Origin of the sequence: Actinoplanes sp. NPDC026623, from assembly GCF_040638275.1 — a bacterium.
Lineage (GTDB): Bacteria > Actinomycetota > Actinomycetes > Mycobacteriales > Micromonosporaceae > Actinoplanes.
This window is the reverse complement of sequence record NZ_JBEZXZ010000154.1, coordinates 1-21,470: the sequence shown is the minus strand read 5'-3', so window position 1 is coordinate 21,470 and position 21,470 is coordinate 1. Positions and strand designations below refer to the sequence as shown.

The following is a 21,470-nucleotide window of genomic DNA, read 5'->3' as shown; positions in this document are numbered from 1 at the left end:
CCGCCGCCGGCGGGCGCCGGCGCCGCGCGGGCCGCCCCACGACGCCTCAGGCCAGGCCGACCCGGTCCAGGATCCAGGCGGTCACGAACGCCTCCTCCTTCCAGGAGTCGTAGCGGCCGCTCGGCCCGCCGTGTCCGGCGCCCATCTCGGTCTTGAGCAGGTACGAGCCGTCGGGCGCGACCGACCGCAGCCGCGCGATCCACTTGGCCGGCTCGTGGTAGAGCACGCGGGTGTCGTTCAGGCCGGTGACGGCGAGGATCGCCGGATACTTCAGCTTCGCGACGTTCTCGTACGGGCTGTAGGACTTCATGTACGCGTACACGTCGGCGCTCTCGAGCGGGTTGCCCCACTCCTCCCACTCCGTGACCGTCAGCGGCAGCGACGGGTCCAGGATGGACGTCAGCGGGTCGACGAACGGCACCTGCGCGACGATGCCGGCGAAGGCCTCCGGCGCGATGTTCGCGACCGCGCCCATCAGCAGCCCGCCGGCCGAGCCGCCGCGGGCGACCAGCCGGTCCGTCGACGTCCACGCCCCGGCCACCAGCGCGCCGGCGGCGGCCACGAAGTCGGTGAAGGTGTTCTTCTTCGTGAGCATCTTGCCCTCTTCGTACCAGCGCCGGCCCATCTCGCCGCCGCCGCGGATGTGCGCGATGGCGAAGACGACGCCGCGGTCCAGCAGCGAGAGGCGGGCGATGGAGAAGTACGGGTCCATGCTGATCTCGTAGGAGCCGTAGCCGTACAGCACCAGCGGGGCCGTGCCGTTGCGCGGCGTGCCCTTGCGCGCGACGACGGAGATCGGCACCCTGGTGCCGTCGGCGGCGGTCGCCCACTCGCGGAACTGCTCGTAGTTCTCCGGGTCGAACCCGCCGAGCACCGGCTTCTGCTTGCGCAGCACCATCGCCCGGGTGATCAGGTTTACGTCGTAGACCGAGTCGGGCGTGACCATCGAGGTGTAGCTGATCCGCACGATGTTGGTGTCGTACTCCGGGTTTCCGGCGAGACCGACGCTGTAGATCGGCTCCGGGAACTCCATGTCGTAGCTGTCGGTGCTGCCGTCGGCCATCACCCGCAGGCCGGTGAGCCCGTCGCGGCGCTGCGAGATGACGATGTGCCGCTGGAACGCGTCGACCGACTCGAGCCGGGTGCCCTGCTGGTGCGGGATCAGCTCCACCCAGTCGCCGGGATTGTCCACCGACGTGTAAGAGACGGCGAAGTCCTCGGCGTTCTCGTTGTGCAGGATGAGGAAGCGGTGCCCGTGGTGCTCGATCGAATACTCGACGCCCTGCACCCGCTCGCGGATCAGCGCCGGCTCGGCCGTCGGCGCGGCGGCGTCGATGACCCGGATCTCGCTGGTGATCTTGCTGTTGGAGTCGATGACGATGAACTTCTCGCTGCGGCTCAGCTCGACGCCGACCCAGAAGCGCTCGTCGGTCTCCTCGTAGACCACGGCGTCGTCGGCGGCGGGCCGGCCGACCGTGTGCCGCCACACCCTGTTGGGGCGCCAGGCGTCGTCGACGGTGGTGTAGAAGAGCGTCGAGCCGTCCGCCGACCAGGCGCTGCCGTAGAAGGTGTCCGGCACCTCGTCGGCCAGCACCTCGCCGGTGCTCAGGTCCTTGACCTTCAGCGTGAACCGCTCGTCGCCGTCGAAGTCCACAGAGAACGCCAGGCGGTCGCCCCTCGGCGACACGTCGAAGGTGCCGAGCGCGAAGAACTCCTTGCCCTCGGCGAGTTCGTTGCCGTCGAGCAGCACCTCCTCGCCGGGCAGCGGCGCGCCCTCGCCGGTGGCCGGCGGGTCGATGTCGCCGGGCGCGGCCGCGACGCGGCACTGGATGCCGTACTGCTTGCCCTCCACGGTGCGGGTGTAATACCAGTGGCCGCCCTTGCGGCTCGGCACCGACAGATCCGTCTCCTGCGTGCGGCCCTTGATCTCGTCGAAGACCGTGGACCGCAGGGTGGCCAGGTGCGCGGTCGCCGCCTCGGTCCAGGCGTTCTCCGCCTCGAGGTATGCGATCGTCTCCGGGTCGTCCTTCTTGGCGAGCCAGGCGAACTCGTCGGCGACGGCGTCGCCGTGGAAGGTGCGCTCGGAGGGCACTTGGCGTACCGCGGGCGGGGTCGTGGGTATGTCGGTGGTCACGGTGAACCACGTTACCGGCAGGTTGCTGATCATTGCCTGGACATGCGCCTCTCCCCAGGCTATTCGAACGTGTGTACGATATGCCAGAGTGGACGATCTTCAGGGGTGCAACCAGGTGAGGGGTAGCGAATGGTGACTGCTCTACCCGGCCGGGAGCCCCTGCTCCGCGCGCTGATCGACATCTGCGGGCCGGACTTCGCCCGCGAGGCCGGCGCGGCCGACATGGTCGCCGGGCATCTGGCGAGCTTCGTCGCGGCGCCGGCCACCACGCGGGCGGCGACGGACACGCTGCGGCTGGCGGCGGAGCGCGGCCTGGCCGTCGTCCCGCGCGGCTCCGGATCCAAAATCGACTGGGGTGCGCCGCCGCGCGGCATCGACATGGTGCTGGACACGGGGCGGCTGGGCGGCGTCTGGGACCACCAGCCGGACAGCCCGACGGCGGAGATCGGATCCGGCACCCCGGTCCGGGCCGTGCAGGCGGCCCTGGCCCTGACCGGCCGGCGCCTCGCGGTCGACCCGCCCTCGCCGGGCGCGACGATCGGCGGCATGCTCGCCGTCAACGAGTCGGGCCCGCTGCGCCACCGCTTCGGCACCCCGGCGGCCCAGGTCGACCGGATCACCTATGTCGACCGCGAGGGCGTGGCCGGCGAGTCCGACGGCGAGGACGGCCGGCCCGGCATCGCCGAGGTGGACGGCGTGATCCTGTCGGCGCGGATGTGGCTGCGGCCCCTGCCGGCGGCCCGCCGCTGGGTGCTGGTGCCGGTCTCGACGCCGCTGCAGGTGCATCACCTGGTCGAGGAGGCGCTGGCCCAGCGGGCCGAGCCGAGCGCGATCGAGGTCGACCTGCCCGGCCCGGCCGCGGTCGGCGGGCGGGCGACGGCCCAGCCGCCGGGGTCGGTGGCGGTGCTGCTGGAGGGCGGCGCGGCCGACGTGGCCGACCGGGCGCAGCAGGTAGCGAAGTCGCTGGGCGCCGCGGCGACCGTCTCTGCCACCGCGCCGAGATGGTGGGGCCGATACCCGTTCGAGCGCGAGGACGTGGCGTTGCGGATCACGGTTGCCATCGCGGACCTGCACGCGGCGGTCTACGCGCTGCGCGACGCGACCGGCGCCGGGGTGCCGGTGCGCGGGTCGGCGGGGCGGGGCACCGTGCACGCGGTGCTCGCGGGGACGCTGACGGCCGAGCGGGTGGAGGGGATACTGGACGCGGTGCGCGGGGTGCTGCTGGCCCGGGGCGGCAGGTGCGTGGTGATCACGGCACCCTCGGCGATCAGCACCAACATCGACATGGCCGGCCGCCGGGACCTGTTCTAGCGGTATGCGTCTTCGCGGGACAGGGCGTCCGCGGCCAGGTGGCGGCCCAGTTGTGCCAGGGACCCCACGGCGTAGGTGAGATACGCGAACGCGCCCATCTGGGCGACGTGGGTCAGCGCAAGCTGCTGCGAGGTCAGGCGGCGCGGCAGCAGGGGAGTGCCGTCGCACAGCAGGACCGGGGCGACGGCCAGGATGATCTCGTCGAGCAGGCCGGCGTCCGAGAACTCGGCCACCAGTTCGCCGCCGCCGGCCAGCCAGACGTTGCGGCCCTGCGCGGCCACGACCATCGCCTCGTGCACCCGCCGCACGTCGCCGCTGACCATGAAGATGCTGGCGTCCGGGACCACCGGCAGGTCGCGGTGGGTGAAGACCCAGCAGGGAACGTCGCCGTACATGTCGTGCCAGTTTCCCGGCTCCGCCATGACGTTGTCGTTCTTCAGCACCCATTCGTAGGTGGCCGCGCCCATCGCGAACGCCCCGACGCCGGAGAAGAAGGCGCCGAACGGATTGTCCGTGCCCTCGTCGACGTCGAACAGCCAACTGAGCGAATTGTCCAGATCGGCGGTGAAGCCGTCGACGCTGGTCGCCGTGTAGTACTGCGTCTTTGCCACGACAGTCACGATGCCACGGCCTAGCCGACAAAATGGGCGAATTTGCCACGGCCCTAGGCGGGCGGGCCTACGGCATAGGTCAGATAGGCGAACTGGCCGCGCTGCTCGACCCCGGTCAGCGTCAGGCGTGACGACTCCATCCGCCGCGGCAGCAGCGGCGCGCCCGCGCCCAGCGACACCGGCGCCACCCCGAGGATGATCTCGTCGAGCAGGCCCGCGTCCGCGAACGACCCCGCCAGCTCGCCGCCGCCGACCAGCCAGACGTTCTTGCCGCCCGCCGCGGACACCATCGCCTCGTGCACCGGGCGCACATCACCCCGCACGAAGGTCAGGTCCGCGCCCGGGATCGACGGCAGCGTGCGGTGGGTGAAGACCCAGGCCGGCACGTCGCCGTAGTAGTCGGTCCATTTGATCGGCTGCTGCTCGAGCTTGTCGTGCTCCATCACCCACTCGTAGGTGGTCGCGCCCATCGCGAACGCGCCGACCTCGGCGAAGAACGCGGCGAACGGGTTGCTGCCGGGGTCGCTGTCGGCCGCGAAGAGCCAGTCGAGCGAGTTGTTCTCGTCGGCGATGAATCCGTCGATCGTGGTCGCGGTGTAGAACTGGGTTTTCGGCACGGGACCACCTTTCCAGGGCGGTACGACACTTCAGGCGTCGTTGCGCAGAACCAGGATGGCGATGTCGTCGCGGGGTTCCTCGACCGAGAAGTTGATCGTGGTCGAGCGCAGCCGGGCCGCCATCACGTCCGCGGGGTAGCCCGCGAGCGGCGTCGCCGCGTCGCGCAGGCGGCCGGTGCCGAACAGCTCGCGGCCGCGGCGTCGTTCGGTGACGCCGTCGGTGTAGAAGATCAACGAGTCGCCCGGGTACAGGGTCACCGGCGCGTCCGGCGAGGTGATCGTCTCGAGCAGGCCGAGCGCGGTTCCGCCCTCGCCGACGAACGACGTCTTGCCGTCGGCGCGCACCAGGACGGCGCGGTCGTGGCCGGCCAGGTGCAGGCAGACGTCCAGGTTGTCGCCCGACCGCGCGACGGAGGCCATGGCCAGCGTGCAGTAGCGCCCGCCGCCGCGCTGCACCAGCGTGCGGTTGACCCGGCAGAGGATCTCCGTCATCGGCTTGCGGTCGTCGACCAGGATCCGGATGACGTCGCGGACCAGGCCGGTCACCGTGGCGGCCTGCACGCCCTTGCCGGACACGTCGCCCACGACCACGAGCCAGCTGTCGTCGCCGGCCGCGACGACGTCGTAGAAGTCGCCGCCGACCTCGGAACCCGTCGGCACGTACTCGGCGGCGAAGCCGATGCCCGGCACGTGCGGCAGCGCCGGCGGCAGCAGCGAGGCCTGCAGCGTGCGGGCGACCTTGCGCCGCTCGTCGTGGATCCGCGCGTTGTCGATGGCCAGCGCCGCGCGCCGGGCGACGTCCTCCAGGACGGCGACCTCGTCCCCGTCGTGCCGGTGCCGCAGGTGCCGGCCGACCGCGAGCGTGCCGAGCCGCTGTCCACGCGCGACCAGCGGCACCGCGAATCCCTCGGGCGGCGTGCCGAACATGGCCTGCTGGCCCAGCCGGGAGGCCTCCTCGAGCCGGGCCAGGATCGAGTCCGGCCCGGTCTCGGCGAGCGCGGCGTGCAACTGCGGCACCGCGCCCTCGTCGGCGTGGGTGGCCGCGGCGAGCTGCAGCCGGCCCCAGGCGTCGGTGGTGTGCACCGCGCACCACTGGCCCAGCCGCGGCACCACCAGCTGCGGGATCAGCGCCATCGTCAGGTTGACGTCGAGCGACTGCGCGAGCAGCTCGCTGGCCTCGGCGAGGAACGTCAGCCAGGTCTGCCGGCGCAGGTCGGCGCGGCGCAGCCGGTCGTTCTCCAGGTGCAGCGAGAAGCGTTCGGCGACGATGGTCGCCAGCGGCTGCGCGTAGCCGGCGGGCGAGGCGTCCAGCTCGAGCTCGCCCGAGTACGGCCGCTGGACGGTCAGCGGCACCCGGATCGTCTCGGCGTCGTCGCGGGGTGCGCGGCCGTGCCGGGCCAGCAGCTGCCGGCCGCCGCCGTCGCCGTGGTCGAGCCGGACGACGCCGCCGGTTGCGCCGGTGAGCCGGGCCAGCCGGGACAGCAGCTCGGTGGCGAACTCGGCCAGGCCGTCCTCGGTCTGCCGCTCGGGCCCGATCTGCAGCAGCGAGGTGAGCTCGCCGACGGTCGGCCTGGCGTCGCCTTCGGCGGCGACCGGGTCGGTGCCGGGTGGGCCTTTACGCACCAGCCGGAACCAGACGCCCTTGCCGGTGCCCTCGTGCACGGTGCCCCAGCGGCTCGCGAAGTGATCGACGAGTAGCAGCCCGCGGCCACGCTCCGCTACCTCGCCGATCTCGCCCTTGTCGTTGCGCGGACCCACCGCGAGCTGCTCGACCGGGCCCGGCGCGAAGTCGGTGACCGTGACGGTGAGCCCGCCCTGGTCGGCCTCGACCTCGATGTCCAGCTCGGTGCCGGCGTGCACGACCGCGTTGGTGGAGAGCTCGGTGGTCAGCAGCAACGCCTCGTTGACCAGGGCGTCCAGCCCGGCCTCCTCGAGCACCGTGCGGACCAGCGCACGCGCCGCGGCGGGCGTCCGCCGGTCGTTGGGCAGGCGTACGCGGCGCACAAGGGCGCTCGAAGCATGTCCCGCCTCCACCGACACGCCTGCATCCTCCCCCGCCGACGGGTGGTTGCACAAAGCCGCACCTCGCATTGAGCCGGTGGAACGAGGGATGATGGATCGCCCCAGCCGTTGGACAGCGAGTGAGGACAGCATGACTGCGACCAAACCGGTCAATGTCGGCGCGCCGGACGAGACCGCCGTGCTCGGCGAGCTGGCCGAGGCCCTGAGCCGCGTCCGGCGCGGCGATCTCAAGGTGCGCCTGCCTCGGCGCGGCGGGATCGCGGGCGAGGTCGCGGACGCGTTCAACGAGGTCGTGTCGCTGCAGGAGCGGCAGAACCTGGAGGTGCGCCGGATCAGCCGCATCGTGGGACGCGACGGCCGGCTGACCGAGCGGCTGGACGAGGAGGGCCTCGACGGCGCCTGGGCGGACAGCGCCCGCTCGGTCAACTCGCTGATCGACGATCTGGGCCGCCCGACCACCGAGATCTCCCGGGTCATCGTGGCCGTTGCGGACGGCGATCTGTCGCAGCACATGGCGCTGGAGATGGACGGGCGTCCACTCAGGGGTGAATTCCTCAGGATCGGCCGCGTCGTCAACACGATGGTCGATCAGCTGTCGTCGTTCGCCGACGAGGTGACCCGGGTGGCCCGCGAGGTGGGCACGCAGGGTGAGCTGGGCGGCCAGGCCGACGTCCGCGGCGTCGCCGGCACCTGGAAGGACCTCACCGACTCCGTCAACACGATGGCGTCCAACCTGACCCATCAGGTCCGTTCGATCTCGCAGGTCGCGACGGCGATGGCCCGCGGTGACCTGTCGCAGAAGATCACGGTCTCGGCGCGCGGCGAGGTCGCCGAGCTGGCCGACACGATGAACGGCGTGACCGACACCCTGCGGCTCTTCGCCGAGCAGGTGACCCGGGTGGCCCGCGAGGTGGGCACCGAGGGCAAGCTCGGCGGCCAGGCCGACGTGCCCAACGTGGCCGGCACCTGGAAGGACCTCACCGACTCGGTCAACTCGATGGCGTCCAACCTGACCAGCCAGGTCCGCAACATCGCCCAGGTGTCCACCGCCGTCGCCAAGGGTGACCTGTCGCAGAAGATCACGGTGGCCGCCCAGGGCGAGATCCTCGAGCTGAAGGACACCGTCAACACGATGGTCGACCAGCTGTCGTCGTTCGCCGACGAGGTGACCCGGGTGGCCCGCGAGGTGGGCACCGAGGGCCGGCTGGGCGGTCAGGCCCAGGTGCGCGGCGTCTCCGGCACCTGGCGCGACCTCACCGAGAACGTCAACCAGCTCGCCGCCAACCTCACCGACCAGGTCCGCAACATCTCCCAGGTGTCCACCGCGGTCGCCAAGGGTGACCTTTCGCAGAAAATCACGGTCGATGCCCGCGGCGAGATCGCCGAGCTGAAGAACACCATGAACACGATGGTCGACCAGCTGTCGTCGTTCGCCGACGAGGTCACCCGGGTGGCCCGCGAGGTCGGCTCCGAGGGCAAGCTCGGCGGTCAGGCCGAGGTCAAGGGCGTCTCCGGTACGTGGCGCGACCTGACCGACAACGTCAACTACATGGCCTCCAACCTGACCAGCCAGGTCCGGAACATCGCCTCGGTCACCACCGCGGTGGCGAAGGGCGACCTGGGCCAGAAGATCACGGTTGACGCCCGCGGCGAGATTCTGGAGCTGAAGTCGACGGTCAACACGATGGTCGACCAGTTGTCGTCGTTCGCCGACGAGGTGACCCGGGTGGCCCGCGAGGTGGGCACCGAGGGCAAGCTCGGCGGTCAGGCGCAGGTGCGCGGGGTGGCCGGCACCTGGCGCGACCTGACCGACAACGTCAACTCGATGGCGTCGAACCTGACCGCCCAGGTCCGCAACATCGCGCAGGTCTCCACCGCGGTCGCCCGCGGTGACCTCTCGCAGAAGATCACGGTCGACGCCCAGGGCGAGATCCTGGAGCTGAAGTCGACGGTCAACACGATGGTCGACCAGTTGTCGTCGTTCGCCGACGAGGTGACCCGGGTGGCCCGCGAGGTCGGCTCCGAGGGCAAGCTCGGCGGTCAGGCGCAGGTGCGCGGGGTGGCCGGCACCTGGCGCGACCTGACCGACAACGTCAACTACATGGCGTCGAACCTGACCGCCCAGGTCCGCAACATCGCCTCGGTCACCACGGCCGTCGCGAAGGGCGACATGTCGCAGAAGATCACCGTCGACGCCCGCGGCGAGATCCTCGAGCTCAAGGACACCGTCAACACGATGGTCGACCAGCTCTCCTCGTTCGCGGGCGAGGTCACCCGGGTCGGCCGGGAGGTCGGCATCGAGGGCAAGCTCGGCGGGCAGGCCGAGGTCAAGGGCGTCTCCGGTACGTGGCGCGACCTGACCGACAACGTCAACCAGCTCGCCTCCACGCTGACCATCCAGCTGCGCGCCATCGCCCAGGTGTCCACGTCCGTGACCCGCGGCGACCTGACCCAGAGCGTGGCCGTCGAGGCCCAGGGCGAGGTGGCCGAGCTCAAGGACAACATCAACCAGATGATCGTGACGCTGCGGGAGACCACCAAGACGAACGCCGAGCAGGGCTGGCTGGACTCCAACCTGGCACGCATCGGCGGGCTGCTGCAGGGCCAGCGCGACCTCGGCGAGGTCTGCCGGATGATCATGACCGAGGTGACGCCCCTGGTGGACGCGCAGCTCGGCGCGTTCTTCATGGTCGACCACGAGGAAGCCGTGATGCGGCTGCGCCTCACGGCGTCCTACGGCTATGTGGCCCGCAACCACGAGGTGACGTTCGGCCCCGGCGAGGGGCTCGTCGGCCAGGCCGCCGTCTCCCGCCGCACCATCCGGGTCCGGGCGACCTATGACGGCATCCTGACGATGCGCTCGGGTCTCATGTCGATGCCGCCGAACGACCTGGTGGTGCTGCCGGTGCTCTTCGAGGGCGAGATGCTCGGCGTGATCGAGTTCGCGTCGGTGGCCGCGTTCTCCGGGCTGCACCTGACGTTCCTCGAGCGGCTGGTCGCGACCATCGGCGTCGTGCTCAACACCATCCAGGCCAACCGGCGCACCGAGGAGCTGCTGTCGCAGTCGCAGCGCCTGGCCCGCGAGATGCAGGACCAGTCGGCAGAGCTGCAGCGCACCAACGCCGAGCTGGAGGACAAGGCGCAGCTGCTCAGCGAGCAGAAGGCGAACATCGAGACGAAGAACCGGGAGATCGAGCTGGCCCGGCTCGGCCTCGAGGAGAAGGCACAGCAGCTGTCCCGGGCGTCGGCGTACAAGACCGAGTTCCTGGCGAACATGAGCCACGAGCTGCGCACGCCGCTCAACTCGCTGCTGCTGCTGGCGCGGCTGCTGGCCGACAACTCCGATCACAACCTGACCGAGAAGCAGATCGAATTCGCCCGCACGATCCACAGCGCCGGCTCGGACCTGCTGTCGTTGATCGACGACATCCTCGACCTCAGCAAGATCGAGGCGGGCCGGATGGACGTCGAGCCCGACCAGGTCGACTTCGACGGCGTCCGCAGCTATGTCGAGCAGGCCTTCACCCCGCAGGCCGAGGAGAAGGGCCTCGACTTCCGGGTGGAGGTCTCGGCCGACCTGCCCGAGTCGATCGTCACGGACGCGCAGCGGCTCCAGCAGATCCTGCGCAATATGATCTCCAACGCGGTCAAGTTCACCGACCAGGGCTCGGTGACGCTGAGCATCTATCCCGCGCCGGCCCACCTGGACTTCGACATCCCGGGTCTGGCCGCGGCCGGCCAGGTGGTGGCGTTCGCGGTGACCGACACCGGCATCGGCATCTCGGACGAGAAGCTCAGCTTGATCTTCGAGGCGTTCCAGCAGGCCGACGGCACGACCAGCCGCAAGTACGGCGGCACCGGCCTGGGCCTGTCGATCAGCCGGGAGTTCGCGGCGCTGCTCGGCGGCACGATCGTCGTCTCCTCCGCGCCCGGCGAGGGCTCCACCTTCACGCTCTACATGCCGGACGCCCTGGTCGCCGACGCGATCCCGGCGCCGGCGCTGCCGCCGCTGTCGCCGGAGCCGGCGATGCCGCCGCGCCGCGCCGCGCTCACGTCCCTGGACCTGCCCCTGATCACCACCCACCCGGAGGTGGAGAGCCCCCAGGTCAGCCCGGCGAGCCGCCAGCTCGACGGCGCGACGGTGCTGATCGTCGACGACGACGTCCGCAACGTCTTCGCGCTGACCAGCGCCCTCGAGATGCACGGCCTGAACGTGCTCTACTCCGACAACGGCGTCGACGGCGTCCGGCTGCTGGCCGAACACCCCGAGGTCGACATCGTGCTGATGGACGCGATGATGCCGGAGCAGGACGGCTACGAGACCACCCGCGGAATTCGCCGCAATCAGCGTTTTGCGGACCTGCCGGTAGTCTTCCTGACGGCGAAGGCTATGCCCGGCGACCGCGAGTCGGCGCTCGCCGCGGGCGCCAGCGACTACATCACCAAACCCGTCGACCTCGACGAGCTGATCGAGCTGATGGCCCGATGGGTGAACGCGTCCGACACGACCGGGACGGAGAGCGAGCATGGCCTTTAGTCGGGTCAAGGGTGGCGGCGGGGAGGTCGGACAGGGTGGCTGAGCGAGCCAAGGCACTACTGGTCGACGACCGCCGCGACAACCTGCTGGCGCTGGAGGCGATCCTGCAGGGCCTCCCGGTGCAGGCGGTGGCGGTGGAGAGCGGCGAGGCGGCGCTCAAGCAGCTTCTGGTCGACGACTTCGCGGTGATCCTGCTCGACGCGCAGATGCCCAATATGGACGGCTTCGAGACGGCCGGCCACATCAAGCGCCGCGAGCGCACCCGGCACGTGCCGATCCTGTTCCTCACCGCGGCCGACCGCGACGCGCAGCTTGCGCTGCGCGGCTACGCGGTCGGCGCGGTGGACTACCTGACGAAGCCGTTCGACCCGTGGGTGCTGCGCGCGAAGGTGTCCGTCTTCGTCGAGTTGTGGACCAAGACCCAGCAGCTCAAGGCCCAAGCGGAGGCGAGCCGCGAGCGCGACGCGCAGTGGCAGCGCCTGACCGACCTGGTGGACGAGGCCGCCCGCACGCTGCGAGTCGGGGGCGACGACGCCGCAGGCGAGGCCCTTGAGCTGCTGGAGAAGGCCCGCTGGGGCAACTGAGCGCCGGTCAGCCCCGGCGCGAGACGAACCAGGTCCGTGGCGCCCGAGTCGTAGCTGACGTACCGCCCGTCGCCGCTGATCGCGGCCGCCGTCGAGCCCGTCGGCAGCCACTGCCCCGCGACGGGGGTGAGGTCCCGGGAGATCCGCGTCAGGGTGCCGGCGACCCGGTCGAACCGGAAGACGTCCGCCGCGACCTGGGTGACCCGGAGATGAATGTCACATAGCGACCGTTCGCGCTGAGGCCCGCGTAGAAGGCGCCGTCCTCGGCCTCGGCCCCGTCGCTCGCCACGGAGACCCGGGTCGTGGCGCCGGTCTCCCGGTCGTGCACGAAGGCGTCCACGTTCCCGTTCGTGTCGCCCGCCACGAGGTGCGTCGCGTGCGACGAGAACAGGACGTAGCGGCTTCAGCTCGCGGCGCCCTCGCTGCGGAGCTGGCCGCCGGCCGGGGAGATCATCAAGGCGCTGCGCAGGCCGGTGATGTCCAGGACGCGGAGCAGGAAGTCGCCCACGTTGGCCAGGGCGAGCACCGCGCGGGCATGCTGGGCCTTGCGGCTGAGCACCACCAGCGTGCCGAGGCCCTGCGAGTCGCAGAACGTCACGCCCGCCATGTCCAGCATGATCCGGGCCGGCGGATCGAGGAGGATTTCGTTGACCATGGCCGACAACTTGGCCACCGTGAGCACGTCGATCTCACCGGCGAGATGGACCACAACCTCGTCGGGGGCATGCTGAACCGCGATGGACAGCTCCGGTCGCTCCACCGGACGAGCCTATCGCGAGCGCAGAAAACCGGCCTGTCGGACACGGTCCGGATCGGCGCGGCGGACCCCCGATCGTGACCTGTACAACCCGGCTCCGGGGCTGCTAAAGCGGTCGCCGGAGGGCGCTGACAGAATAGGACCCACCGTGACCACCTCACACCGCACCGCGGGCAGTCCCTACCAGGACGAGGCCCCGGTCTCCCAGGCACTGTTCGACCGCGCCAAGGCCATCGTTCCCGGCGGGGTCAATTCACCCGTGCGGGCGTTCCAGGCAGTGGGCGGGACGCCGAGGTTCATGGCGCTCGGCGAGGGCCCGTGGATGGTCGACGCCGACGGGCGCCGCTACGTGGACCTGGTCTGCTCGTGGGGCCCGCTGATCCATGGGCATGCCCACCCGGCGATCGTCTCCGCCGTGCAGTCCGCGGCCGCGCGCGGCACCAGCTTCGGCACGCCGACCGAGGGCGAGGTCGAGCTGGCCGAGGAGATCGTCCGGCGCACGCCGGTCGAGCAGGTGCGCCTGGTCAGCTCGGGCACCGAGGCGACGATGACCGCGATCCGCCTGGCCCGGGGCTTCACCGGGCGTAGCAAGATCGTGAAGTTCGCCGGCTGCTACCACGGGCACGTCGACGCGCTGCTGGCCGCGGCCGGTTCCGGCGTCGCCACCCTCGGGCTGCCCGATTCGCCCGGGGTGACCGGCGCGGCGGCGAGCGAGACCATCGTGCTGCCCTACAACGACGTCGCCGCGGTCGAGGCCGCGTTCCGCGACAACGACGACATCGCCGCGATCATCACCGAGGCGGCGGCCGGCAACATGGGCGTGATCGCGCCGCGGGACGGCTTCAACTCCAAGCTCGCCGAGATCGCGCACGCGCACGGCGCGCTGCTGATCGTCGACGAGGTGATGACCGGCTTCCGGGTCTCCGCGGGCGGCTGGGCCGGGCTGGAGCCCGTCGACGCCGACCTGTTCACGTACGGGAAGGTCATGGGTGGTGGGCTGCCCGCCGCGGCCTTCGGCGGGCGCACCGAGATCATGTCCCGGCTGGCCCCCGCCGGGCCGGTCTATCAGGCCGGCACCCTCTCCGGTAACCCGCTGGCCTGCGCCGCGGGGCTGACCAGCCTGCGGCTGGCCGACGACGCCGTGTACAAGCGGCTCGACGAGCTCTCCGCGACCGTCGGCGCCCTCACCTCGGACGCGCTGAACACCGCGGGCGTCCCGCACCGGCTGTCCTTCGCCGGCAACATGTTCTCGATCTTCTTCGCGGACATCGACGTCGTGGACTACGACACGGCGAAGCAGCAGGACGCGGGCGCCTTCAAGGCGTTCTTCCACGCGATGCTCTCCCGCGGCGTCTACCTGCCGCCGAGTGCGTTCGAGTCCTGGTTCGTGTCGGCGGCGCTGGACGACGCCGCGTTGGAGCAGATCGGCGCGGCGCTGCCGGCGGCGGCGCGAGCGGCCGCGGCCGCAGGGGGAGGTACAGCTTGAGCAAGCCGACCAGGACCACGGTGCACGTGCTGCGGCACGGCGAGGTCCACAACCCGGGCGGGATCCTGTACGGCAGACTGCCCGACTTCCACCTGTCCGAGCTCGGCAGGCAGATGGCGAAGGCCGCCACCGAGGCGCTCGCCGACCGCGACGTGACCCACGTGGTGGCGAGCCCGCTGGAGCGCGCGCAGGAGACCGCCGAGCCGTTCGCGGCCCAGTTCGGGCTCGAGACGGCCACCGATACCCGGCTCATCGAGAGCGCGAACTACTTCGAGGGCAAGCGGGTGTCGGTCGGCGACGGCGCGTTCACCAACCCGCGCCACTGGTGGGTGCTGCGCGACCCGATCACCCCGTCCTGGGGCGAGGCCTACCTGGTGATCGCCCAGCGGATGTTCGCCGCGGTGCAGGCCGCCCGGGTCGCCGCCGAGGGACACGAGGCCGTCTGCGTCTCGCACCAGCTGCCGATCTGGACCCTGCGCCGCTACGTGGAGAAGAAGCGCCTCTGGCACGACCCGCGCCGCCGCCAGTGCGGGCTGGCCAGCCTGACGTCGTTCGTCTTCGAGGATGCGAAAATCGTCGGCATCGAGTACGCCGAGCCCGCCGCCGCCCTCATCGCGATGTCGCCCGGCGCCCGGACCGCCAAGGGGGCCTGATGTCGCGCCAGGTGCGCAGGCTTGCCGCGTTCGGTCTCACCGCCGTCGTCGCGGCCGGTGTGCTGGCCGGCTGCGGCAGCGAGAGCTGGGAGAAGCAGTGCACGACGAACGCCGACGGCGTGATCGAGTGCGCGCCTGATCAGCGCCCGGACGCCCGCGAGGTCACCGGTGAGCTGCTCACCGGCGGCAACTACGACGTCGCGCAGGACCGCGGCAAGGTCGTCGTCGTCAACTTCTGGGGCTCGTGGTGCCCGCCGTGCCGCGCCGAGGCCGACGACCTCGAGGAGACGTACCAGGCGACCAAGGCCAAGGACGTCACCTTCATCGGCGTCAACTCGCGCGACGACCGGGACTCGGCGAAGGCGTTCGAGCGCACCCGGGCCACGTACCCGAGCATCTTCGACGACGACGGCAGCGTCGCGCTGAAGTTCGACGTCACCCAGGTCGGCACCCCGGCGACGCTGATCCTCGACCGGCAGGGCCGGATAGCCGCCGGCATGCGCCGGGCCACGACGGTCGGTGAGTTGCAGCCGCTGGTCGAGCGCATCGCCGCCGAGCGGGCCAGCTGATGGGCGCCACCTTCGCCGACCTGGCCAGCAGCGGCCCGCTGCTGCTGGCGATCGGCGCCGCGGCGATCGCCGGGCTGGTCAGCTTCCTGTCGCCGTGCGTGCTCCCGCTGATGCCGGGCTACCTCTCCTACGTGACCGGGCTGGCGGGCGCGGATCTCGACGCCGCGCTGGGCGTCGCGCCCAGGCCGGAGCCGGCCCCGGAGCCGGCGGACGGATCCGTGGCGGTGGCGACCAGGGCGCCGAAGGCGAGGACCGGGGGCCGCGCCCGGGTGCTCGCCGGGACGGTGCTGTTCGTGATCGGCTTCGCGGTCGTCTTCATGCTGATCGCCACGCTGGTCGCCAACATCGGCCTGACGCTCAAGACCCACGAGCGCACGCTGAACATCGTGCTCGGCGTGCTGGTCATCGTGCTCGGCCTGATGTTCCTCGGCGTGGTACCCGGCATGCAGGGCCAGGCCCGGGTCAAGTGGCTGCCGAACGCCGGCCTGGCCGGCGCCCCGATCCTCGGTGCGCTGTTCGGCCTCTCCTGGCTGCCCTGCACCGGCCCCACGCTGGGCGCGGTCCTGAGCCTGGCCACCACCAGCGGGCAGACCGACCGGGCGGTGGTGCTCGCCCTGGCGTACAGCCTGGGGCTGGGCGTCCCGTTCGTGCTGTTCGGGCTCTTCTTCCGGCACCTGCTCGGTGTCTTCAAGGCCGTCCGGCGCAACAGCCGGTGGGTGACCCGGATCGGCGGGGCGCTGCTCATCGCCGTCGGGATCACCCTGGTCACCGGCGGCTGGAACAGCTTCCTGATCTGGCTGGTGACCACCTTCAACTTCGACGCGGGACCGCTGCTGTGACCGCCGTCGACCAGCGCCCGGCGCCCGCCGCCGAGCCGCCGCCGCGCCGGACCGTGTGGGCCTGGGCGCTGCTGCGCAACTCGTGGCGGCAGCTCACCAGCATGCGTACGGCGCTGGTCCTGCTCTTCCTGCTGGCCGTGGCGGCGATACCGGGCTCGGTGCTGCCGCAGCGCGCGGTCAACGCGGAGAAGGTCGTCGGCTACTTCCGCGAGCACCCGGACCTGGCGCCGTTCCTGGACCGGCTCGGCGGGTTCGGCGTCTACGCCTCGCCCTGGTTCGCGGCCATCTACCTGCTGCTCTTCACGTCGCTGGTCGGCTGCGTGGTGCCGCGCCTGCTCGACCACCTCCGCGCGCTGCGCACCGTACCCCCGGACGCTCCTCGCCGCCTGGAGCGGCTGCCGCAGCATGCGGCTCCGGTCGCGGGGCCCAGGGACCCGGCCGCCGCGGCCGCGGCGGCCGCCGCGGGCCTGCGCCGCCGCCGCTTCCGCACGGTCGTGCGCGAGCAGCCGGACGGCGCCTGGACGGTCTCCGCCGAGAAGGGCTACCTCAAGGAGACCGGCAACCTGTTCTTCCACTTCGCGCTGCTCGCGGTGCTGGTCGGGGTCGGCTTCGGCAACTGGTACGGCTGGCACGGCAACCGCCTGCTGGTGCAGGGCAGCGACCGGGGCTTCTGCAACTCGGTGACGCAGTACGACGAGTCCTCGCTCGGCCCGCGCATCGAGGCGTCTGACCTGCCGTTCTTCTGCCTGCGGCTGACCGACTTCGTGGCGACGTACCAGGACACCGGCCAGCCGAAGTCGTTCGGCGCCCGAGTCGAGGTGCAGACCGAGCAGGACGGGCCGTGGAAGCCCGACGAGTTCCGGGTCAACCACCCGTTGCGCCTCCCCCAGGCCAACGTGCACCTGCTGGGCCACGGCTACGCGCCGGTCCTGCGCTTCACCGACCGCTACGGCGAGCAGCAGACCAAGACCGTGCCGTTCCTGCCCCGCGATCAGATGCTGACCAGCGAGGGCGTCGTGCAGTTCCCGGACGTCAACATCGACCCCAAGACGAACAAGCGCAACGAGGACCTGCAGGTCGCCTTCGAGGGCGTCTATCTGCCCACCGTGGACCCGAACGGCAGCCCGACCTCGGTGTTCCCGGCGGAGCGCTCGCCGGCGCTGTTCCTGACGGCGTACCGGGGCAACCTGGGCGTCGACGCCGGCCTGCCCGGATCGGTTTACGCGCTGGACCGCGGGCAACTGGCCAACGGCGAGCTCAAGCAGGTCAGCGGCGCACGGCCGCAGCGGCTCACGGCCGGCCAGACGTGGACCCTTGACGACGGCAGCAAGCTGGAGTTCCTCGGCACCCAGCAGTTCGCCACCCTCTCGATCCGTTACGACCCCACCCAGCCGCTGGTGCTCGGCGGCGCGGCGATCGGCCTGCTGGGGCTGATGCTGTCGCTGGCCGGGCACCGCCGGCGGGTGTGGTTCCGGGTATCGCCCCCTGAGGCGTCCGAGCCGGGCGGCGGCGGTAGTTTGATGGAGGCCGGTGGCCTGCCGCGCACCGACTATCCGGGCTTCGCCGAGGAGTTCGAGCAGGTCGTGGCCGCGGTGCGGGATGAGAGGACGCCGTGATGGCGGATTGGTCCAACCAGTTGATGGCCGTGACCGTGCTGACGTATCTGGCCGCGATGGTCTGCTACGCCGCCGAGTACGCGTTCGGTGACCGCAGCCACATCGGTCGCGCGGCGGTGCGCCCGGCCCGGCAGCTGGTCGGCGCCGGAGCGCCGGCCGAGCCTCCCGCCGACTACGACGTCGCCGCCGGCGCCGTGGCGCGCCGGGACCGCGGCGCCCTGTTCGGCCTGATCGGCGTCGGCCTCAACTGGCTGGCCTTCGCCCTGCACCTGGGCACCGCGGTGACCCGCGGTCTCGCGGCGGGCCGGATGCCGTGGGGCAACATGTACGAGTTCATCATCGCGGTGACGCTCGTCGGTTCCGCGGTCTGGCTGGGCGTGCTGACCCGCCGCCCGGCGGTCCGGCACCTGGGCCTGTTCGTGACGCTCGCGCTGGTGGTGCTGCTCGGCGCGGCCGGGCTGATCGCCTACACGCCGGTCGGCCCGCTGGTTCCGGCGCTGAACTCGTACTGGTACATCGTCCACGTCTCGACGATCATCCTGTCCTCCGGCATCTTCCTGATCGGCGCGGTGCCGGCCGCGATGTTCCTCATCAAGACGGGACACGACCAGGGCAAGCGCCGCTTCCCGTACCCGCTGGGCGCGAAGGTTCCGGCGGCGGTGACGCTCGAGCGGCTGACGTTCCGGCTGCACGCGTTCGCCTTCCCGCTCTTCACCTTCGGCGCGCTGATCGCCGGTCCGCTGTGGGCCGAGGCGTCGTGGGGCCGCTACTGGGGCTGGGACCCCAAGGAGGTCTGGGCGTTCATCTCGTGGGTCGTCTACGCGGCGTACCTGCACGCCCGCGCGACCCCGAGCGTCAAGCGCACGACGGCGACCTGGATCGCTCTCGTGGGCTTCGCGACCATGCTGATGAACCTCTTCGGCGTCAACCTGTTCTTCGAGGGGCTGCACTCCTACGCCAACGCCGGCGGGTAGCCCGTTCAATCGCCCTCGGTGCCGAGTGCCTCCCGGATCAGGCTGATCTCCCGGGACGGCGCGTTCCAGCCGCCGTCGATCGATTCGCTGTCGGGCGCCGGCCGGCCGGAGGTCTCGACCCGCATGTGCCAGTCGGTGTGCAGGGCCGTGTCGACCACCCAGCTGCCGCACTTCGGGCAGGTGTAGCCGGCCCGCGCGGACGCGTCCGCCGTCGCGGCGGTGCCGGGCAGCAGCGGCACGACGGCGTGGTCCCGGCCGGTGCCCGTGTTGCGGCGCAGCGTGTTGGCCGCGGTCCACAGGTGCAGCCACTCCTGCACGACGGTCTGCGGCGGCACCCGCAGCGCGACGGCGAGGTTCTCGACCAGCGGCCAGGACGGCACCATCTTGCCGGCGAAGACCTTGGACAGCGTCGCCTTGCTGTAGTGCACGGCCTCGCCCAGCACGCTCAGCGCGGGCTTGCCCGCGTTGACGTGGGCGAACGTCAGCCGCTCGGCCAGCTCTCGGGCGGCGGTCTCCGGGTCCATCAGCTTGGCCCGCATCCGCGCCAGTTCGTGCTCGCGGGCGAGGGCGGCGCTGGTCGGCCGTCCCGTCGCGCGGGGTGACTCCGTCTGCGTTGCGGCGGGGGAGCGCTCGGCGCGGTGCCGCCCGCCGCCCGGTGCGGCGGGTCCGCCGGCTGTGCGGGTCATCAGGCCCGCCCTCCGGGTCGGGACGCCGGTGGTGTGTCGATGTAACGGGAAGTCACCGATGGGCCTCTTTCGGCAAGGTGGTCGGAATGGGGTGGTCTCGGGCCGTGGCTCAAGGAAAGTGATGGGCCTGATGGTGGGCAGGTCCGTATCGCCGAGATTGATTGTGCCCCAGGGTGGCGAGGTATTCCACCACGCTCTGTCGTCGTTACGCGGGGGCGAGAAGGGTGGCCTGTAGATGCAAGTTGCACGTACGGTCCATGGTGAACCTTCTTAACCGAAGAATGCGAAATGGGCTACCCATGGGTAGGTCGCCGGGTAATTGACGAAGGGGCCGGAAATGCGTCGCGAGGACGCGTCGCCGGCCCCTCAATCACTTCCGGAAAGACTGCCACCATAGCGGCTTTCCGGGTCCTGCTGATCCGACGCCGGCCCGAGACCAACCAGACGCAACATCGGGCGGAAATTCGAGGACCTCCGCGAGGTAACCATACCGACCGCGCGGATCGAGCCCCAAGACCAGCGGTGGAACGTGCGCCATCTGTCCGGGCGCGCTCCCCGCTCACCGTACGGAGAGGGTGGTGCAAGCCCCGCACGGGGCGCTACCTCCGCGCAACATCGGGAAACGCCAAAGGTGTATTTACGGGCCCCACCTGGGCATCGTCAAAAATGATGATCGTCCGATCGCGAAACCGCGCGAAACCGGCCGGGATGATGATCACTCGGCCGGCGGGTGCCCGGTCCCGGGGCGGCCACCATTTCCAAAATGATCAGGACTACCTGATCGCGTGCCGGGACCGATTCGCCTACGGAAGCGCTTACGGATTTCCGCCGCCGTCGAGGACCATTGGGTGCACGCCATCGGAGGGAATCGCCAGAGAATACGAACCCGAACGGGTCTCATCTTCCGGGCATTAGGAATCGCGCGATCCCGGCATTGGCAATGGCCGGTATCGCCGACTCTCCGGATTGAATTCAGCACATCAAATGCAGGATTTTTCGTGGTGCGCAAGGTCAACGGATCGAGATCCGCTATGACTGATATAGGGGTTATAGCGGCTACAGTGCTATCGTCCTGAATAGTCCGTCTCGACCGTCACGCTACGTGACACATTCAGTTCTTGAAGTAAGTCGTTGCGGATAATTTCCGGCACGCCGGACCGGCGCTCCCGCGTGTCGCATCCCCGACTTTTCCCGGGCCGGGGGCCGCGCGGCCCCTCGATACGCAGAGTGGGCGCCGCTCAGCCTCGCCGAGCGCCGGAGCCGCGGTGCCACTGTCGTCCTGGTCCTGGTCCTGGTCCGGCGAGACGTCGCCGACAGTGTCCGCGCCGGCGGAAGGCTCCACCTCGCCGCCGCCGGCGCCGTCCGGGCAGTCCCCGGCCGTCCAGGTGTCGTAGTGGGTCAGCCAGTTCAGGCAGAAGCCGGCGGAGCGCTGCTGGGCCGTTCCGCCGACCTGGGTGTCGACGTCCTCGCGCCAGTAGCGCGACGAGCCGTCGCCCGGCGCGCGCAGCTGCACGTTGTCCACGGTCACCGGCGGCACCGGCACCCGCGCCGCCCGGCTCGAGTCGACGTGCACCTCGACGTACTGCTCGACGAACGCGCTCGAACCGATCGGCAGCCGCTGCGCGGTGAGCAGGTTCCAGCGGTTGCCCCACCAGAGCCACGCCTGCCACACGTTGTCCGCATCCGTGTGCAGGTCCAGCCAGGCCTTGTCGCCCGGCCTGAGCAGGTACTGGTCGTAGAACTGCCAGGTCTTCGTGTTGGTGTTGAAGGTGTAGATGTGCTGCCGGCCGGCGCCCGCCCAGCCGGTCTCGGCCCAGCCGGCCTCCAGCCAGGCGATGCTGCCGCCGCCCATGTCGCGCTTGACCATGAAGCGGCCGGCCACGAAGTCGTACGTGTTCGGCCGGACGCCACCGTCCACGATCGAGATGCGGCCGGAGACGCCGCGCCACTCGCCGCCGGTGCCCGCGCCCAGGTGGTGGTAGCCGCTGGGGGTGGTGCTGCCGCGGAGCAGGTCGGGCCGCACGCCGGATTCCAGGATCCGCCCGGCCGCCCGGCAGGCACCCGGGGCGTCCCG

17 protein-coding genes are annotated in these 21,470 nt (G+C 71.0%); 9 read left to right on the top strand and 8 right to left on the bottom strand.

Annotation, left to right across the window (positions count from 1 at the left end; translation table 11 throughout):
- Positions 1-46 precede the first annotated feature (46 nt).
- Entirely contained in the window at positions 47-2,134 is a 2,088-nt protein-coding gene (locus AB0F10_RS32930) for a S9 family peptidase (protein ID WP_360633999.1), read from the bottom strand.
- 129 nt (positions 2,135-2,263) lie between these two features.
- Here AB0F10_RS32930 and AB0F10_RS32925 point away from each other — a divergent pair, with 129 nt between their 5' ends.
- Complete coding sequence (locus tag AB0F10_RS32925; RefSeq protein ID WP_360633996.1) at positions 2,264-3,445, top strand: FAD-binding oxidoreductase; 1,182 nt, start codon at positions 2,264-2,266, stop codon at positions 3,443-3,445.
- Here AB0F10_RS32925 and AB0F10_RS32920 read toward each other — a convergent pair.
- The 3 genes from AB0F10_RS32920 to AB0F10_RS32910 are packed head-to-tail and all read right to left on the bottom strand — an operon-like array spanning position 3,442 to position 6,713.
- Entirely contained in the window at positions 3,442-4,056 is a 615-nt protein-coding gene (locus tag AB0F10_RS32920; RefSeq protein ID WP_360633993.1) for a dihydrofolate reductase family protein, read from the bottom strand. The genes AB0F10_RS32925 and AB0F10_RS32920 overlap by 4 nt on opposite strands.
- Positions 4,057-4,109: 53 nt before the next feature.
- Positions 4,110-4,673: a dihydrofolate reductase family protein gene (locus AB0F10_RS32915; protein ID WP_360633990.1), complete on the bottom strand. Its 564-nt coding sequence runs from the start codon at positions 4,671-4,673 to the stop codon at positions 4,110-4,112.
- A gap of 30 nt (positions 4,674-4,703) precedes the next feature.
- A complete protein-coding gene (locus AB0F10_RS32910; protein WP_360633987.1) occupies positions 4,704-6,713 on the bottom strand; it encodes a SpoIIE family protein phosphatase in 2,010 nt (669 codons plus the stop codon).
- A 112-nt stretch (positions 6,714-6,825) separates the two neighbouring features.
- Here AB0F10_RS32910 and AB0F10_RS32905 point away from each other — a divergent pair, with 112 nt between their 5' ends.
- Positions 6,826-11,232, top strand: a complete 4,407-nt coding sequence (locus tag AB0F10_RS32905; RefSeq protein WP_360633984.1) for a HAMP domain-containing protein — start codon at positions 6,826-6,828, stop codon at positions 11,230-11,232.
- A gap of 35 nt (positions 11,233-11,267) precedes the next feature.
- Positions 11,268-11,816: a response regulator gene (locus AB0F10_RS32900; protein WP_354724580.1), complete on the top strand. Its 549-nt coding sequence runs from the start codon at positions 11,268-11,270 to the stop codon at positions 11,814-11,816.
- A 148-nt stretch (positions 11,817-11,964) separates the two neighbouring features.
- On the opposite strand, the gene AB0F10_RS32895 is transcribed toward AB0F10_RS32900, so the two are convergent.
- Together AB0F10_RS32895 and AB0F10_RS32890 are read right to left on the bottom strand one after the other, a co-directional pair.
- Entirely contained in the window at positions 11,965-12,180 is a 216-nt protein-coding gene (locus tag AB0F10_RS32895; protein WP_360633981.1) for a hypothetical protein, read from the bottom strand.
- A 39-nt stretch (positions 12,181-12,219) separates the two neighbouring features.
- Positions 12,220-12,576, bottom strand: coding sequence for an STAS domain-containing protein (locus AB0F10_RS32890; protein ID WP_360633978.1), 357 nt, complete (start codon positions 12,574-12,576; stop codon positions 12,220-12,222).
- A gap of 145 nt (positions 12,577-12,721) precedes the next feature.
- On the opposite strand from AB0F10_RS32890, the gene hemL reads away from it, so the two are divergent.
- The 6 genes from hemL to ccsB are packed head-to-tail and all read left to right on the top strand — an operon-like array spanning position 12,722 to position 18,710.
- A complete protein-coding gene (gene hemL / locus AB0F10_RS32885; RefSeq protein WP_360633975.1) occupies positions 12,722-14,059 on the top strand; it encodes a glutamate-1-semialdehyde 2,1-aminomutase in 1,338 nt (445 codons plus the stop codon).
- A complete protein-coding gene (locus tag AB0F10_RS32880; RefSeq protein WP_360633972.1) occupies positions 14,056-14,712 on the top strand; it encodes a histidine phosphatase family protein in 657 nt (218 codons plus the stop codon). Before hemL ends, AB0F10_RS32880 begins: the two co-directional genes overlap by 4 nt.
- Positions 14,712-15,281, top strand: coding sequence for a TlpA disulfide reductase family protein (locus AB0F10_RS32875; protein ID WP_360633969.1), 570 nt, complete (start codon positions 14,712-14,714; stop codon positions 15,279-15,281). Before AB0F10_RS32880 ends, AB0F10_RS32875 begins: the two co-directional genes overlap by 1 nt.
- On the top strand, positions 15,281-16,120 hold the full coding sequence (locus tag AB0F10_RS32870) for a cytochrome c biogenesis protein CcdA (protein WP_360633966.1): 840 nt from the start codon (positions 15,281-15,283) through the stop codon (positions 16,118-16,120). The genes AB0F10_RS32875 and AB0F10_RS32870 overlap by 1 nt, the downstream gene beginning before the upstream one ends.
- On the top strand, positions 16,117-17,736 hold the full coding sequence (locus AB0F10_RS32865) for a cytochrome c biogenesis protein ResB (protein WP_360633963.1): 1,620 nt from the start codon (positions 16,117-16,119) through the stop codon (positions 17,734-17,736). The genes AB0F10_RS32870 and AB0F10_RS32865 overlap by 4 nt, the downstream gene beginning before the upstream one ends.
- The gene (ccsB, locus tag AB0F10_RS32860) at positions 17,736-18,710 is read left to right on the top strand and encodes a c-type cytochrome biogenesis protein CcsB (protein ID WP_360633960.1); all 975 of its coding nucleotides are present in this window, start codon (positions 17,736-17,738) and stop codon (positions 18,708-18,710) included. The genes AB0F10_RS32865 and ccsB overlap by 1 nt, the downstream gene beginning before the upstream one ends.
- Before the next feature lie 5 nt (positions 18,711-18,715).
- Here ccsB and AB0F10_RS32855 read toward each other — a convergent pair whose 3' ends face one another.
- Positions 18,716-19,396, bottom strand: coding sequence for a helix-turn-helix domain-containing protein (locus tag AB0F10_RS32855; protein ID WP_360633957.1), 681 nt, complete (start codon positions 19,394-19,396; stop codon positions 18,716-18,718).
- Positions 19,397-20,507: 1,111 nt separating this feature from the next.
- Positions 20,508-21,470, bottom strand: a 963-nt coding sequence (locus AB0F10_RS32850) for a hypothetical protein (protein WP_360633954.1), incomplete at its 5' end; no start/stop codon positions are given.